This is a genomic window from Oleiphilus sp. HI0043, from assembly GCF_001634935.1.
In genome coordinates, this window is record NZ_LWEY01001600.1 from 1 (window position 1) to 16,397 (window position 16,397).

Annotated in this window: 12 protein-coding genes; 5 read left to right on the forward strand and 7 right to left on the reverse strand. The window is 45.5% G+C overall.

Annotated elements, in window-relative coordinates; translation table 11 throughout:
- Nucleotides 1-261: HAD family phosphatase (locus tag A3729_RS23695; RefSeq protein WP_197476019.1), on the reverse strand; the 261-nt coding region annotated here is incomplete at its 3' end.
- 241 nt (nt 262-502) lie between these two features.
- Between A3729_RS23695 and A3729_RS23700 the strand changes: the two genes are divergently transcribed.
- The 3 genes from A3729_RS23700 (at nt 503) to A3729_RS23710 (ending at nt 4,658) form a co-directional block, all read left to right on the forward strand.
- Nucleotides 503-979: an RNA pyrophosphohydrolase gene (locus A3729_RS23700; protein ID WP_068509047.1), complete on the forward strand. Its 477-nt coding sequence runs from the start codon at nt 503-505 to the stop codon at nt 977-979.
- A gap of 41 nt (nt 980-1,020) precedes the next feature.
- The gene (ptsP, locus tag A3729_RS23705; RefSeq protein WP_068509049.1) at nt 1,021-3,306 is read left to right on the forward strand and encodes a phosphoenolpyruvate--protein phosphotransferase; all 2,286 of its coding nucleotides are present in this window, start codon (nt 1,021-1,023) and stop codon (nt 3,304-3,306) included.
- Between the two features lie 89 nt (nt 3,307-3,395).
- Complete coding sequence (locus tag A3729_RS23710; protein WP_068509051.1) at nt 3,396-4,658, forward strand: patatin-like phospholipase family protein; 1,263 nt, start codon at nt 3,396-3,398, stop codon at nt 4,656-4,658.
- 319 nt (nt 4,659-4,977) lie between these two features.
- Here A3729_RS23710 and hslU read toward each other — a convergent pair whose 3' ends face one another.
- The 5 genes from hslU to A3729_RS23735 form a co-directional block, all read right to left on the reverse strand.
- Complete coding sequence (gene hslU / locus A3729_RS23715; protein ID WP_068509052.1) at nt 4,978-6,303, reverse strand: ATP-dependent protease ATPase subunit HslU; 1,326 nt, start codon at nt 6,301-6,303, stop codon at nt 4,978-4,980.
- A 76-nt stretch (nt 6,304-6,379) separates the two neighbouring features.
- Entirely contained in the window at nt 6,380-6,910 is a 531-nt protein-coding gene (gene hslV / locus A3729_RS23720) for an ATP-dependent protease subunit HslV (RefSeq protein ID WP_068509054.1), read from the reverse strand.
- A 155-nt stretch (nt 6,911-7,065) separates the two neighbouring features.
- Complete coding sequence (locus A3729_RS23725) at nt 7,066-7,731, reverse strand: SPOR domain-containing protein (protein ID WP_082865176.1); 666 nt, start codon at nt 7,729-7,731, stop codon at nt 7,066-7,068.
- 33 nt (nt 7,732-7,764) lie between these two features.
- Nucleotides 7,765-9,456 (reverse strand): arginine--tRNA ligase, encoded by a 1,692-nt coding sequence (argS, locus tag A3729_RS23730; protein WP_068509056.1) that lies wholly within the window; start codon nt 9,454-9,456, stop codon nt 7,765-7,767.
- A 135-nt stretch (nt 9,457-9,591) separates the two neighbouring features.
- Nucleotides 9,592-11,802, reverse strand: a complete 2,211-nt coding sequence (locus A3729_RS23735; RefSeq protein ID WP_068509058.1) for a primosomal protein N' — start codon at nt 11,800-11,802, stop codon at nt 9,592-9,594.
- Nucleotides 11,803-12,094: 292 nt separating this feature from the next.
- Between A3729_RS23735 and rpmE the strand changes: the two genes are divergently transcribed.
- Both rpmE and A3729_RS23745 read left to right on the forward strand, forming a co-directional pair.
- Nucleotides 12,095-12,307, forward strand: a complete 213-nt coding sequence (gene rpmE, locus A3729_RS23740; RefSeq protein ID WP_068509060.1) for a 50S ribosomal protein L31 — start codon at nt 12,095-12,097, stop codon at nt 12,305-12,307.
- A gap of 235 nt (nt 12,308-12,542) precedes the next feature.
- Nucleotides 12,543-13,805, forward strand: a complete 1,263-nt coding sequence (locus A3729_RS23745) for a malic enzyme-like NAD(P)-binding protein (protein WP_197470071.1) — start codon at nt 12,543-12,545, stop codon at nt 13,803-13,805.
- Nucleotides 13,806-13,934: 129 nt separating this feature from the next.
- Here A3729_RS23745 and A3729_RS23750 read toward each other — a convergent pair whose 3' ends face one another.
- Complete coding sequence (locus A3729_RS23750; RefSeq protein ID WP_068634366.1) at nt 13,935-16,388, reverse strand: penicillin-binding protein 1A; 2,454 nt, start codon at nt 16,386-16,388, stop codon at nt 13,935-13,937.
- Between the last annotated feature and the right edge of the window lie 9 nt (nt 16,389-16,397).

The window sequence follows — 16,397 nt, forward strand, 5'->3', positions numbered from 1 at the left end:
TGGTTTGATTTTCTCCAGAAAAAACTCTTCTCGCCATTTCAGCAGTTGCTCTGTCGGATGTGCGGCGAGTGGGCGAAGCGCGAATGACAGGTATTTGAGGATGTCGAGTTCACCATTTTGGTAATCCAAAAGAAATTGATCATTGGCCTCTTTGTAAACTTGAGCGTCGACAATAGACTTTTCGACGAGAAATTCGCCCCAGGCATGGTCGCTATCACCCGCGATTAATGTGTTGTCTAAGTCGAAAATTGCCAGTGCCACTTATGTACTCCCCCGAGAGTGTTTTATGCTAAATAACGACCAATCACAAAGGGTCGATTTCGATGAATAGAAAATCATATCAGATCATCTCTTTAAAAACTCATTAAGATCTTAAAAGTAGTCTAGAATTGATTGATATATCTAGCATAATTAATTATTTGCCCGCTCATGGGTTTGCTGTATCGGGCAAATTCTGAAAGAATGAAGGCAATGTAAATATCTATAGACGGGAAATTAGAGAGTGATAGATTCTGACGGTTTCAGATTAAATGTCGGAATTATTCTCGCAAACGAATTTAATGAGGTACTTTGGGCAAGGCGAATCGGACAAAATTCTTGGCAGTTTCCGCAAGGTGGAATCAAAGTTGATGAGACTCCTGATGAAGCACTTTACCGTGAATTGAATGAAGAAATAGGTTTGCAGCCTTCAGATGTACAGATTGTGGCCAAAACAAAGGGTTGGTTACGCTATCGATTACCCAAGAAAATGATTCGCCATAACTCCTTACCGTTATGCGTCGGACAGAAACAAAAGTGGTATATGTTACGCATGCTGAGTGCTGACTCAAGCATATCTGTAGATCGGAACGTGAGCCCCGAGTTCGATCGTTGGCAGTGGGTAAGTTATTGGTATCCGCTGGGTCAGGTTGTCTCATTTAAGCGAGAGGTATACCGAAGAGCAATGAAAGAGTTATCAACTGACTTATTTAAGAACTAAGCCACCTATTGGAAACGTGGGCATAATATAAAGGGTATTAAATGCTAAGCATACTTCGCAGTATTGTTCAGGAAGTGAATAGTGCCGCTAGTCTTGAGGAAGCACTGAATATTATTGTCAGTCGCGTTCAGGAGGCTATGAGTACGGAAGTATGTTCCATCTATCTTCTTGATCCGGCAGAAAATCGTTATGTCTTGCGTGCCTCTCGTGGCTTGCGGGAAGATGCGATCGGGAACGTGAGCTTGGGTTATTCAGAGGGTCTGGTTGGTTTGGTTGGTGTTAGGGAAGAGCCGATAAACCTCGAAGATGCCCAGCAGCATGAACGCTACCGCTATTTGCCTGAAACGGGAGAAGAGCGTTTTACAAGCTTTCTTGGTGTTCCAATCATTCATCATAAAAAGGTATTGGGTGTATTGGTTGTTCAGGAAGCCAGTAACCTGCGTAAGTTTGATGAAGGTGAAGAAGCTTTTCTAGTTACGGTTTCTGCACAGCTGGCGAGCGTTATAGCGCATTCAGAAGCAACTAAAGCAATTGAGTCAGTTTCTGAGAGTGGGAAAGTAGCGCAGGATATCGCCTTCAAGGGTATCGCTGGTGCACCAGGCGTTGCGATTGGTCGCAGTGTTGTTGTTTTTCCGCTTGCCGACCTGGATGCGGTGCCTGATAGAAGTGCTGAAAATATTGATGATGATATCATTTCATTTGAAAATGCGGTTGAGTCCGTCCGTAAAGATATTCAAAGCGTCGGTGAGCGTTTATCTACCCAGTTAAGGCCTGAAGAACAAGCTTTGTTTGATGTCTATCTTGGTATGTTGGATGACAATGCTCTGGCAGGAGAAGTGATCACCCAGATAAAAGCCGGGAAGTCTGCCCAAACCGCATTAAAAAATACCATTAGTGAATATGCACGTCATTTTGAAATGATGAATGATGCCTATCTCAGCGAAAGAGCTGTAGATATAAAAGATCTGGGTTGCCGTATACTTTCATACCTGCAAACAGCGGATAAAAAACAGCATGACTATCCCGATAATGCGATCCTGGTCAGTGAAGAATTAACCCCTACTATGTTGGGTGAAATTCCGAAAGAGAAGCTACTCGGTCTTGTTTCGATTAAAGGCTCAGGAAATTCTCACGTAGCAATCTTAGCCAGAGCGATGGGGATTCCCACTGTCATGGGTGTGGTGGATATGCCACTCACACAGCTGGACGATAAAGAGTTAATAGTCGATGGCTACAATGGTGATATTTTTGCCTGCCCTTCTGAAGAGCTGCGTGGCTACTATGAGCAGATCGTCGAAGAAGAGAAGGCGCTGGATCAAGGCTTAGAGAAGTTAAAGAGCCTACCCTGCGAAACTAAAGACGGGCATCGCATCTGTGCCTGGGTGAATACCGGTTTAATGACTGATGTTGTTCGTTCACTGAATCAAGGCGCTGAAGGTGTTGGTCTATATCGAACTGAAGTGCCATTCATGATCAATGAGCGTTTCCCAAGTGAGCAAGAGCAGATGGACTGCTATCGCGAGCAACTGGAAGCGTTTGCACCGAATTATGTCACCATGCGTACCTTGGATATTGGCGGAGACAAAGCTTTATCCTACTTTCCGATCACAGAAGAAAACCCCTTCCTGGGTTGGCGAGGAATTCGTGTAACTCTGGATCACCCAGAGATATTTTTGGTACAAATGAGGGCTATGCTGAAGGCGAGTGTGGGCCTCGATAATCTGCGTATTATGCTACCGATGATCTCAAATGTTAACGAGGTTGAGGAAGCGCTACATCTTATTTATCGTGAATATCATGAAATCTGTGCTGAAGGTTATGACATATCTATGCCTCAAATCGGTGTCATGATAGAAGTACCTGGTGCAGTGTATCAAGTGAAAGAGCTTGCTGAACGAGTTGACTTCTTGTCAGTTGGTTCAAATGACTTAACCCAATACCTATTGGCGGTGGACCGAAATAATCCGCGTGTTGCCTCGCTTTACCATTCTTTTCACCCAGCTGTACTTCAAGCGTTATATAAGATTGCTCAGGATACCGCTGATCTACCCGTGCAGTTGAGCATTTGTGGAGAGTTGGCCGGTGACCCGGCTGGTGCCGTCCTATTGCTGGCGATGGGGTATGATGCTTTGTCTATGAACGCCTCAAATTTGCTTAAGGTTAAATCTGTTATTCGTGATATCGATATGACTTGGGCGAAAGACTTGTTAGATAGTGTTTTAGCACTGGATTCGCCCTACATTATCCAGAGTACGCTTAATTTGGCTTTAAAAGAAGCGGGCTTTAGCCGTTACCTACGACCTAGCAAAATTGGTGAGGAAAACTAGTCTGCTGCTTCCTAGTGTGAATACTCTAGTAATTATATTTACGCTTACTATTTTTAGAATTGATTAAATTGGACGATAGAGGTTATTGAATGTCTGAGGCGCAGCCAACAGAAAACAAAAAACTAACGTTGGGGATTGCACTCGGTGGCGGTGGCCCATTAGGTGGCATATATGAGATAGGGGCACTGCGTGCGATTGACGAGGCGCTCGAAGGGCTCGATTTCAATGACTTAGATATCTATGTAGGTGTAAACTCAGGCTCTTTTGTCGCAGCGAATCTAGCGAACCAGATGACTCCTGCACAAATGTGCCGAATCTTTGTGCGTAATGAGGCTGATGTTCACCCTTTTCATCCTGAAGTCTTTTATAAGCCGGCTTTTTCAGAATATACGCGTAGAATAAAATCTATACCCAAGATATTGCTTAATGCTGGTCTAAGTGTATTAAGTCACCCAAATGACCAGTCAGTATTAGAGGCTTTGACAGCGCTGGCTCAAGCCATTCCTTCTGGTATTTTTGATAATAATGGCTTCCATAAATATTTGAGCCGTTCGTACTCGTCAATTGGTAGAACAAATGAGTTCGAGAAGCTCCGTAAGCAATTGATTGTTATTGCGGCAGACTTGGAGTCAGGCGAGACTGTTCGTTTTGGTACCGAAGGCTTAACTGATTTGCCTATCTCCAAGGCTATCCAGTGTAGTATGGCTGCGCCCGGTATATACAAACCTGTAGAGGTCGGTGGACGTTATTATGTCGATGGTACCTTAAACAAAGGGATGCATACCTCGGTTGCCTTTGAGTCAGGTGCAGATATTGTTTTTGCCATTAACCCTGTTGTGCCGATAGATGTCGGGCAGGCCGTTCAAGCTGATACGATGAAGCGCGAGGAGTTGACGCAGTCAGGGATGCCGAATGTTCTTTCCCAGGCCTATCGTACAATGGTTCACTCTCGCCTTACTTCAGGCCTCAAGAATATATCCCGTGATTTCCCCGGAAAAGATGTATTGTCATTTGAGCCACCAAGGCACGATGCAAATTTGTTTTTCTCAAGTGTCTTTAGTTTTAACTCACGAAAAATGATGTGCGAGAGTGCTTATCAATTAACTCGGGCTAATCTTAGAAACAGGATCGATGAGCTCGAAAAAGTACTGGCACCAGCGGGTGTACGAGTCCGAAAAGATATTCTATTTGATGAGCAGAGAACACTCAGTACAGGTCTGTATGGTGAGGCCTTGCCAACCTACCAGGGTAGCCAGGAAAGCAGGCCCAAGACAATCAAAGTAAAGGGCGGTTCGTCTGGTGGTGACAGCTATTTTGAAAGAGTCTCTCAGAAAGTAGTATCTATGTTTTAAGATTAATTGGGGTCAGAGTAGAATGGCACTTACTTAAGCTAGGACGCGCTCCGACGCTTGTCATTCCCGCTATGCCCCATCGTCATTGCCGCGCAGGCGGCAATCTATTGTTTTGAATCCTACACGACTAAACAAAAAAGAAGACTTCTCGTCGCTGCATGATTTAATGCGTTTAGTTTTACTTTTAATGTGTCGCATAACTCGTAAAAACAATGGATTCCCTTATTCAAGGGAATGACGTCTTTGTTTGCCTTAAGTAAGTGCCATTGGGGTCAGAGTAAAAGCGAAGGTTTTTCCTCTGACCCTGATGATTTAATGATTACAAAATATATTGGCTTAAATCTTCATCTTCAGACAACTCATCGAGTTGCTCTTTAACGTAGTCAGCTGTCACTTCAAAGTCATCTCGTTGGCTGTCGCCAGCCTCAAATGATATATGCTCCAGAAGTCTCTCAAGCACTGTGTGCAGGCGACGAGCCCCGATATTTTCAGTCTTCTCATTAACCTTCCAGGCAATGTGTGCAATCGTTTCGAGTGCGTCCTCACTGAAGCTGAGTTTTAAGCCTTCGGTAGCCATAAGTGCAATATATTGGTCAATCAGTGAAGCATTTGGTTCGGTTAGAATCTTTTGGAAGTCTTCTGGTGACAGCGCTTTAAGCTCAACACGAATTGGTAGGCGCCCTTGAAGCTCAGGAATAAGGTCTGAAGGCTTCGATAGGTGGAAGGCGCCTGAAGCAATAAACAGAATGTGGTCTGTTTTGATTGGCCCAAGTTTAGTGGTTACTGTACTTCCTTCAATTAGTGGAAGTAAATCGCGCTGTACACCTTCGCGTGATACGTCGGCGGAGGAGCCTTCAGAGCGCTTGGCAACTTTATCGATCTCATCGATAAAGACAATACCGTTCTGCTCAACTGCCTGGATAGCTTTAGATTTAATGTCTTCTTCATTTACCAGCTTGCCAGCTTCTTCTTCTTTGACTTGCTTAAGCGCGTCTTTAACCGTTAGTTTTCGGGTTTTCTTTTTGTCACCGGACATGCTGGAAAAGATATTCTGAAGCTGGTTGCTCATTTCTTCCATGCCTGGAGGCGCCATAATCTCAACGCCTACAGGTGTGGCGCTGACTTCAATATCGATTTCTTTATCGTCTAAATCGCCTTCTCGGAGCTTCTTGCGGAAGATTTGTCGCGTCGAAGAATTATCGCTTTGAGCTGAGTCGGCACCCGTTCGTGCTGGAGGAAGCAGGGCATCTAAAATACGCTCTTCAGCAGCGTCAGCAGCTTTAGTGTCGACAAGCTTCATTTCTTTTTGCCGCAACATATTAAGGGCCGAGTCAGCAACATCGCGAACAATAGACTCTACATCTCTACCCACGTAGCCTACTTCAGTAAATTTCGTTGCTTCAACCTTCAGGAAGGGAGCATCAGCAAGTTTAGCCAAGCGTCGGGCGATTTCAGTTTTACCCACACCGGTTGGGCCAATCATTAAAATGTTTTTGGGGGAAATTTCTTCTCTTAAGGCCGGGTCAAGTTGCATGCGGCGCCAGCGGTTTCGAAGTGCGATAGCAACTGCACGCTTGGCTTCATCTTGGCCGATGATATGTTGGTTGAGCTCGTGTACGATTTCGCGAGGAGTCATGTTTGCCATGGAATTTAGTACCGTATCATGTAAAGGGTGATGTTGATTCGGGCTTTCGTTAAGTTGTGTCGTGCCTGATTAGTGGCTATTTGGCTTCACCAAGGTGCTCGATGGTAAAGGCATCATTAGTGAATACGCAGATGTTGGCAGCGATCGTTAGACCTTTTTCAACAATCTCTTGTGCTGATAGCTCGGTGTTTTCAAGTAGAGCTCTTGCGCTAGCTTGAGCGAAAGGGCCGCCAGAGCCAATTGCAATCAGGCTATCTTCAGGCTCTATTACATCGCCATTACCGGTGATGATAAGAGAGTTGTTTTCGTCTGCCACGGCAAGCAATGCTTCAAGCTTTCTGAGTGCGCGATCTGTGCGCCAGTCTTTGGCTAGCTCAACGGCAGCTTTAACAAGATTGCCTTGATGTTTCTCTAGTTGCGCTTCAAAACGTTCAAACAATGTGAAAGCATCTGCTGTGCCGCCTGCAAACCCGGCGATGACTTTGCCGTCATAGAGTCGGCGCACTTTTTTAGCGTTGCCTTTCATGATGGTGTTTCCGAGCGAAACCTGACCGTCGCCGCCAAGAGCAACTTCGCCTTCGCGGCGGACTGATAAGATGGTTGTCATGAACTTCTCCACAAAGTTTGCGTTCACCAATGCGGCCAAGTGGCTCAATTGGTGTTTTGACTAAATACTGCCAGCTGCGATTAAGCGATGTATTGCAGCAGCGAAAGTTTTTATATGGAGTCGCTTGAAGAGATATCAAGCGTTAAGAAGGCGCTTTAGCTATCTTTTTTTACTTTCTTGACGAGAGGCTGGATATTAAGAGATACAAGTTTATCCAGGGCGCTATTTAACTTACTACGGTTGGTGAATGGTCCGGTTTTAACTCGGTGCCAGACAGTACCTTTATCATTGGTAACTGTTTCAATATTGGCTTTTAAGCCCTTAAAGGCGATAGTGGCTTTTTGGCGCTCGGCATCTGCCCGGTTTTTGAATGAGCCAGTTTGAATCACATAGAAGTAGTCTTCACTGCCTGATTTTTGTTTGAAGCGATACTCTTCTACCTTCGGTGCAGTCACTGTCGATTCTGGAAGGATATCGTAAAAGTTGAAACGCTTTGCCGGTGCTTCTTCGGCGGGCGTGCTTTTGCTGGCAGAAGGGGATTTTTTGGATATTGTTGGCTGTTTCTCGGGTGTTTCAGTGGGCGGAATAGACTGTAAAAAATACAAGCCATAGGCAAAAGCACAGACCAGTACAATTAGGGAAAGAAAAAATGGTGTACGGTTTTTTACCGGCGCTGAGCTTGGCACTTCTTTAGGGCTTGCTCCGCTGGCCTTCTTGCTCGCGCTGCTTTTAGCCCCGCCAGACTTTCCCGAAGAACCTTTTTTTGTCTTGGGTGCTCCGGGCTTTTTAGTGGTCGAGGGCTTAGCAAAATCTTGAGTCATATGATCAACGCGTCAATAGTTTATCGGGTGTGATTACATTTCTTCAGGAGCGCTAACCCCTAGTAGCTTAAGCCCGTTTCTCAATACTTGCTGGATGCTTAGGCAAAGCACTGCACGAGCATCTCTAATTTTACTATCTTCAACCATTACAATATTTGAATTGTAGTAGGTATGGAAGTCGCTCGCCAAACTATATAGGTAGTTTGCAATTTGATGAGGCGCATTTTGCTCTCCCGCAATGCTGACAACTTCAGGGAAGCTAGCCAGCGTGTTTGCTAGTTTACGTTCGCTTTCAACGCTTAGCTGCTCTAGGTTGGCTAGGCCGTCTTCGGCAGACCACTCTGGAGAAGCTGCTAAAACCTTTCTAAAAATACTGCTAATTCGAGCGTGTGCATATTGGATATAGTACACAGGGTTGTCATTTGACTGGCTGCGAGCCAGGTCAATATCGAATGTTAGTTGTGAGCTGGGAGCGCGTGCGACCAGGAAGTAGCGAGTGGCATCGCGGCCAACTTCTTCGATCAAGTCTCGCAATGTGACGTAGCTGCCGGCACGTTTGGATAGCTTCACCTCTTCGCCGCCTTTCATGACAGTCACCATTTGGTGAAGAACATAATCAGGCCAGCCTTCAGGTATATCTTGCTTCAATGCTTGTAGGCCTGCTCGAACGCGAGTGATTGTACTGTGGTGGTCGGCACCCTGTTCATTTATGACGCGAGTAAAGCCACGTTGCCACTTGTCGAGGTGATAGGCTACGTCTGGCACAAAGTAAGTGTAGCCGCCTTCAGTTTTGCGCATAACACGATCTTTGTCGTCGCCAAAGTCTGTCGTTCGCAACCAAAGCGCGCCATCTTTCTCGTAGGTATAGCCATTTTCAATCAGAGCTTCCACTGCTTTTTCGACTTTACCATCGCTATAGAGAGAGCTTTCAAGGAAATAAACATCGAAATCAACGTCAAAGGCTTTTAGGTCTAGATCTTGCTCTCTTCTTAAATAGGCGACAGCAAAGTGTCTGATATCTTCCAGGTCGTCAGCGTTTTTGGTACCTGTAAAGCTCTGGTCGGCAGACTCGATGGTTTCACCGTTCATAAAGCTTTCAGCAAGCTCAATAATATAGTGCCCGCGATAGCCATCTTCTGGCCAGCTTGGGTCTTCAGGTGTTAAACCTTTGCAGCGAGCTTGAACAGATAGAGCCAGGTTATTGATTTGTTGGCCAGCATCGTTGTAATAGAACTCGCTGGTCACATCCCAGCCATTTGCACCGAGAAGTCTGCAAATGCTGTCACCGACTGCTGCGCCACGGCCATGCCCCACATGCAATGGGCCGGTAGGATTAGCGGAAACAAACTCGACTTGAACTTTTTGGCCTTTACCTGAGTTGTTGTGTCCATATTTATCCGCATTTTCAATAATTGAACTGAGGACGGCAAAGCTGCTGGCGGAGCTCATAAAAAAGTTGATGAAGCCAGGGCCAGCAATTTCAATTTTGTCTACGCTTGCATTATTTTGAGCGGTGATCTTTTCAACGATTTGCTCAGCAAGCGCTCGAGGTGGCATCTTGGCCTGCTTGGCTAAGACTAGCCCTATATTCGAGGCATAGTCGCCATGCGCTTTATCTTTTGTCGCATCAATATTGATCTTATAACTCGCGTCCGAAGGAATGACGTTCTCGTTGCTAAGTTCAGTCACAACCGTTTGTACAAGTTCAATTATCAGTTCTTTCATGCGCGTCCAGATTTACAAAAGCCAATGGGAAATTAAAAGGGGGCGTATTATCTATGATTCCGTTCAAGATTTAAACGCTAATACTTGGAGTCAGAGTAAAAAGTGCGCTTTTTACTCTGACTCCAAGTATTGCTATTAGACGTAATCGAGGGGGTCTGCGTCGATATATAGCTTGGTTTTATGGGATTTACGCGAATCTAGATAACAGCGCAAGCTATGTACAAGCTGCGAGCGAGCCTTCATATCTGAAATAAATAAATGCAAGTAGCTTCGGTAGATTCCAGACTTTCTGGCGATATTTGCTTCAATGGGGCCCGATATTTGTATCGCTGCCTCGTTAGAGTAACTTGCTAGCACCAAGTTTTTAATTGAACTCAACTCTTCAAGGTTTGCCTCAGCCTTGGCTGACTCAGCCCGGATAGTGAGCATTTTTGAGAAAGGCGGCAGCTCGCAATATTGGCGCTCTTCAAGCTCCTGCTGAGCAATGCTTGTATAGTCACTACGCAGAATAGGTTCAAAGATGGGGTGTTCTGGTTGGCGTGTCTGGATGAGCACTGTGCCATGCTTGTTACCGCGGCCCGTGCGCCCTGAAACCTGTAAAAGTTGCTGTGCGCTGCGCTCAATGGCTCGATAGTCGGCGCTAAAAAAACTGGCGTCGGCATCGATGATGGCGACCAGGGTGACGTTATGAAAGTCATGCCCTTTTGCGAGCATTTGTGTGCCAATCAACAAGCAAGGCTCTCCCTTATTGATTTGCTCGACTAGCTCAGTCATTTGTTTTTGGTTCTTTATGCTGTCTCTGTCAACACGCACCACGCTGGCGCTCGGGAATTGTGCCTGCAGTCCAAACTCTAGTCTTTCGGTGCCTGCGCCAAGTGGTGTCAGACTTGTGTGGTTGCATTCATGACAGGCTCTTGGAATGATTTCTTTATGATTGCAGTGATGGCAATGTAGCTGAGGTGGGCGACTATGAACAGTAAGGCGTGCATCACAGTGAGGGCACTGGGCGAGCCAACCGCAGCTATTACACATTAGTGTTGGTGAAAAGCCTCTGCGGTTTTGGAATATGATTACTTGGTTGCCTTGAGCAAGCTCTTCTCCGATTCGCTGCTTCAAGGGGCGAGAACAACCATTCTCCAGAGGACGGCTGCGGATATCGATTAGAAACATTTCCGGTGTTTGGCCTGCGCCGGCGCGTTCTTGCATTAAAGCTAGCTGATAGCGACCTAGCTTAACGTTATAGAGGCTTTCAAGTGATGGTGTTGCACTTCCTAGCACCACTTTGCATTGTTCAATCTGTCCGCGTTTGACTGATAGATCTCGTGCTGAATATTTGAAATTATCAATCTGCTTGTAGGAGGGGTCATGCTCTTCATCTACGATAATTATTCCGAGCTCTTTGAAGGGAGTAAAAATTGCTGAACGGGTGCCGATGATGACGCGTGCAATGCCTTCTTTTGCTAAAAACCAGCTAGTATATTTCTCTTTATGGCTCATGCCAGAGTGAATGACGCCAATAGGTGTGCTCAGCTGACTCTGGAACCTGAGTAGCGTTTGTGGGCTGAGGTTAATTTCTGGGATGAGAATGAGGGCCTGTTTACCTTGTTCAAGCTGTTTCTTTACGCATTCGATATAAACTTCAGTTTTGCCGCTGCCCGTTACACCCTGAAGTAGGGTTGCATTGATAGTTGCATCGGCGTTAAGAATTGTCTCAACTGCAAGCTTTTGCTCGGTATTGAGGGTTTTGCTTTGAATGGGCGCTTTGCTTTGTTGTTCTTTTTCCGCGCTCAGGGGGTCATAGACTTCTTTATATATGTAGCCTGCGCCTTCCAGGTTTTTGAGTTGACTGTTGCTATATCTCATAGCTTTGAGTGTATCGAGCCAAACGCCTTCAGGGTTGCTTTCGAGATAGTCGAGTATCTCTATTTGCTTGGTTGCATTCGCTCTACCTTCAAACTGTTTGGGGCTGCGATACCATTTGCTTAGCTCTATGCTTTTGACCAACGCGCCTTGCTTTGCAGAGGTTGTTCTAAGTGCTCCGGGCAGGGCGGTCGCGAAACAATCTCCAATAGGGTGACAATAATAGCTTGAGGCCCAGTTTAGCAGCTGCATCAAAACGCTTGGAAAAGTGGGTGATGGATCTAGAAGCGCCAAGGCGTTCTTGATTTTCCCCTCATGAGCCGAAGGGGTATTTTGTATTTTAGTGATAATGCCAACTAACTTTCTTGGCCCAAAGGGAACGAGAACCCTGCTCCCTTCCACAAGATATTCAGGGTTTATCTTATCAGGCGGCAGATAATCAAAGCAGCGAAATAAAGGGGTGGGGACTGCAACGGTGATGATCATGCAAGATACGAAGGAAATCTCTTAGAAGTAGGAGGCTAAATTCTAGTGCATTTCAAAAATGAAATAAACGATGCTTGCTTATTGTGTTTATTTTGTTAATATGCGCCGTCTTAAAAATTGGCAGTCACTCTGTCTTTTGTCTAAAAATTTGTTTTCAAGGCAAGTTTGAAGGTGTAAAGATAGATGGGAAGCCCCCTTTCGTGCGGTGCCTTAACGGCTCTTCTGGTTTTTTATAAGCTAAAAGAAGAGTGATAAGTGTAAGGTGGCGGCATAATTGAATTAGAGGTGTGCAATGAAAGAAGCTATTCATCCTGATTACCAGGAAATCGAAGCAAAATGTGGTTGTGGTAACGTTATTAAAACACGTTCTACGCTATGTAAAGATATTACTCTGGACGTATGTTCAGCATGTCACCCATTCTATACTGGTAAGCAGAAAGTAATGGATACAGGTGGTCGTATTGATAAGTTCAAGAAGCGTTTCGGCAGCCGTATCGGCGGCTAAGCTTTGTTTGGCGAGTTGCCAAAGAACTAAGATATTCCGAAAAAGAGCGCTTGTCGCTCTTTTTTCGTCTGGTTATTTGATGATTTCGGTCAAATGACAATAAAAAAGTTACGGCGTATTATCATTTGATAATTGTCCCTAGGGAATAAGTGATGTCATAATGTGCGCCGCGGACAGGCTTTAGGGCTTTAATGTCCCTGAAAGAACCTAAACGGAAAAACCAAAACGGTAGAATATAATGTCAGATTTCAAACAAGATGCTCTAGATTACCATGAGTTCCCGAAGCCAGGGAAAATCAGCGTAGAACTTTCTACTCCTGCTCAAACCTCTCGCGACCTTTCTTTGGCTTATAGCCCAGGTGTTGCAGAGCCAGTTAAGGAAATTGCTGCTGACCCGGAAAATGCATATAAGTACACTGCTAAAGGTAACTTGGTAGCGGTTATTACTGATGGTACTGCGATTCTTGGTCTGGGTGACTTAGGTCCTTTGGCTTCTAAGCCTGTAATGGAAGGTAAGTCTCTTCTTTTCAAACGTTTTGCTGGCGTTGATTCAATCGACATCGAAGTTGAATCTGAAAGCCCTCAAGCATTTATCGACACAGTGCGTCGTATTGCGATTACTTTTGGTGGCATTAACCTAGAAGACATTAAAGCACCTGAGTGTTTTGAAATCGAGCGTACGCTTAAAGAGCAGTGCAACATTCCAGTTTTCCACGATGACCAGCACGGTACTGCTATCGTAACGGTTGCAGGTGCATTGAACGCACTTGAAATTCAAGGCAAGAAAATTGAAGAAGCAAAAATGGCGGTACTAGGTGCCGGTGCTGCTGCAATTTCTTGTTCTAAGCTACTTACCCTTGCGGGTATGAAGCCAGAAAACATCTTCATGTGTGATCGTAAAGGTGTTATCCACTCTGGTCGTGATGATCTAAACCAGTACAAGGCAATGTTTGCAGTAGATACTGACAAGCGTACGTTTGACGATGCGCTAGACGGTGCTGATATCTTCTTGGGTCTATCTGGTCCTGATATGGTGACTGGTGAACAAATTAAGAAGATGGCTCCAAACCCAATCATCTTTGCATGTGCTAACCCGGTTCCAGAAATCATGCCTGAAGTGGTTGCAGAATCTCGTCCAGATGCTGTTATGGCAACAGGTCGTTCTGATTACCCTAACCAGGTAAACAACGTTCTTGGCTTCCCATTTATCTTCCGTGGTGCGTTGGATGTTCGTGCAACAGCTATCAATGAAGAGATGAAGCTGGCTGCTGCTAAAGCACTTGCTAATCTAGCAAAAGAGCCTGTAACTAAGGAAGTTCTAGACGCTTACGGTGTGGATTCAATGGAATTCGGTAAAGAGTACATCATTCCAAAAGCGACAGATTCCCGTTTGTTGGGTATTGTATCTACTGCGGTTGCTCAAGCAGCGATCGATACGGGTGCTGCGGAAGGTCCACTTCCTGCAAACTACCCACTTAAGTCTTTAGAAGATATCTAATGGCTTAACTCTTTAGAGCCAAAAGTTCTAAAGAAAACAAAAAAACCGGTGCTGGAAAGTACCGGTTTTTTTATGTCTCTATATTTTGTCTAGAGTAGAATGGGGTGGTGTCGTGAAGGCTCTTGCTAGTTAGAAGATATCTTCTGGAGCGATTTGAGGTTGTGTGCTTTCTTTGTGTTCAAATGCAGGTGGCAAGGTTCTAGGCTTTTTCGGTGCTAGCTCTTTTCTGAATATCTCGAACATGGCGTTGTCTGTGCCGGGCAGAGCTTGCTCGCCTGTTTCTTTGTTTATCCGAACGGTTACCAGGCCGTCAGGTTGGGGCAAGTTGGCGTTTGGTGTGCCTTCTAGAGCGACTGCCATAAAGTCATTCCATATTGGTAGCGCGGCGCGAGACCCGTATTCTCTCCTTCCTAGTGTTTGCGGCTTATCAAAACCAACCCAGACGCTAGTTTCTAGCTGAGTGTTGAAGCCGGAAAACCATGCATCCTTTTGGTCATTTGTTGTGCCAGTCTTGCCTGCCAGGTCTTTACGTTTTAGTTGTAGAGCCTTTCTGCCGGTACCTTTTGTGATAACGTCTTTTAGCATTGAGTGAAGAATATATATATCGCGTTCATCGGCGATGCGCGGGGCGTAGGTGATTTCCTCGTTAGTCTCTTTGTTGTCAATCTCTTCTGAGCTTTGTTGAGTGAGGCAGTTTTCACGGCATACGATGGGAGCCGTGTTTTTGAAAATTATGTTCCCCTCATTATCTTCGATATGAGATATCAGATGGGTATCAATTTTGTAGCCGCCGTTGGCTATCATTGCATATCCTCTGGCGATGCTGATAGGGGGGAGTCCGGCGCTGCCAAGCGCGAGAGACAAATCTCTGGGTAGGTCTTTTTTGTCAAAACCGAATTTCTCAATGGTGTTCAGTGTTTTTCGGACGCCAGTTTCTTTTAGGAGCCGAATAGATACCAGGTTGCGGGAATTATACAGTGCTTTTCGGATCCGGGTTGGGCCATAAAACTTACCGCTAGAGTTCTCGGGCCGCCATGCCGCTTCCAGATTGTCGTCCTCAAATACGATTGGGGCATCGTTGATAAGGCTTGCAGCGGTGGTCCCGTTTTCTATCGCTGCCAAATAAACAAAGGCTTTGAAGTTGGAACCTGGTTGTCGTTTGGCTTGTGTCGCGCGGTTGTAGTGGCTCATGGCAAAGTCATAGCCGCCAACCAGTGCCTTGATTGCTCCGTTGTCGGGGTTGATCGAAATAAGGGCGCCTTGTGCCTCCGGAAGTTGGCTTAGGTGGATGATTTCTGCCATTGCCGTTTCGCCGTCTTCATTGCTGGTTTCTGTGTTTGACGTGGTCACTTGAATCACGTCACCGGTTTGAAGTATGTCTTCCAGGCTTTTGATGGCAGGACCTCTTCGGTCAACGGTCTCGTATTTTCTTGCCCATTCGGCCTGCTCGCGTAGCAAGGTCTTTTCCTGGCCATCTTTGAGTGATAATTTGGCGCTATCTTGAGATACTTCTAATACCAGCGCTGCTTGGTGTTGACGTGGGGTTTTGATGGAGCGTAGTTCACTGATCGCGCTTTCGATTGCTTCTTCAGAGCTAATGTCCAAGGTTTTTATTGGGCCGCGGTAGCCGTGACGCTTGTCGTAGTCTTCCAAGCCTTTTTTGACCGCGCGTGAGGCTGCTTCTTGTAGTTTGCTGTCTACGGTTAGGAAGACACGCATGCCAGAAGTGTATGCATCAGAACCGTAGCGATTAATAACTTCTCTTCTCGCCATTTCAGCAACATAAGGAGCATAAAGTTCCGAGCTTCCGCCATGGTAGCTGGCTGTAATGAGAGAGGATTTTGCTTCAGCGTGTTGTTCTGAATCGATCATCTCCAAATCAAGCATCCTGTCCAGGATCCAGTTTCTTCTGATTTTAGCTCGTTTGGCATTGGCTAAGGGGTTGTACCGAGACGGTGCTTTAGGAAGGCCCGCGATCATCGCCATTTGTGCCAGGTTTAATTCATCAATAGGCTTTCCATAATAGACTTGTGCGGCTGCATGAACACCGTAGGCTCTATTACCTAAATAAATCTTGTTTAAATAAAGTTCTAGGATTTCTTGTTTGGAGAGAGATTGCTCAATCTGAATCGCTAAAAAAATTTCATTGAACTTTCGGATGAAGGTTTTTTCTCTGGAAAGAAAAAAGTTTTTGGCAACCTGCATGGTGATGGTACTGCCGCCAGTTTGAATTCTTCCTGTGGTAACTAACTGAGTGGCTGCGCGAGCCAGGCCTTTTATATCTATTCCGCGGTGCTCAAAAAAACGATTATCCTCGGCTGCGATAAAGGCATTAAGCAAATTTTGAGGCGAGTCACCAATATTTATTGGCTTTCTTCTCTTTTCGCCAAACTCGGCTATGCTTTTGCTATCAAGTGAGTAAATACGTAAGGGTGTTTGTAATTGGGTGTGCTTAAGTTGCTCGGCATCAGGAAGTGTTGGCGTCAAATAAAGGAAGAAAGAGGCCATTAAGAAAAAGGCACCAGATATCATTGCGGCCAAGGACCAAGCTGAAAAGCTCAAGAGTCTCACAAAACGAAACATGTTTTTCCT

Excerpts from the sequence above, each read along its gene's own strand:
- A3729_RS23725 (WP_082865176.1), bottom strand. The coding sequence starts at position 7,731 with ATGACTCAAGATTTTGCTAAGCCCTCGACCACTAAAAAGCCCGGAGCA.
- A3729_RS23710 (WP_068509051.1), top strand. The coding sequence starts at position 3,396 with ATGTCTGAGGCGCAGCCAACAGAAAACAAAAAACTAACGTTGGGGATT.
- A3729_RS23750 (WP_068634366.1), bottom strand. The coding sequence starts at position 16,388 with ATGTTTCGTTTTGTGAGACTCTTGAGCTTTTCAGCTTGGTCCTTGGCC.
- rpmE (WP_068509060.1), top strand. The coding sequence starts at position 12,095 with ATGAAAGAAGCTATTCATCCTGATTACCAGGAAATCGAAGCAAAATGT.
- A3729_RS23735 (WP_068509058.1), bottom strand. The coding sequence starts at position 11,802 with ATGATCATCACCGTTGCAGTCCCCACCCCTTTATTTCGCTGCTTTGAT.
- argS (WP_068509056.1), bottom strand. The coding sequence starts at position 9,456 with ATGAAAGAACTGATAATTGAACTTGTACAAACGGTTGTGACTGAACTT.
- hslU (WP_068509052.1), bottom strand. The coding sequence starts at position 6,303 with ATGGCAAACATGACTCCTCGCGAAATCGTACACGAGCTCAACCAACAT.
- hslV (WP_068509054.1), bottom strand. The coding sequence starts at position 6,910 with ATGACAACCATCTTATCAGTCCGCCGCGAAGGCGAAGTTGCTCTTGGC.
- ptsP (WP_068509049.1), top strand. The coding sequence starts at position 1,021 with ATGCTAAGCATACTTCGCAGTATTGTTCAGGAAGTGAATAGTGCCGCT.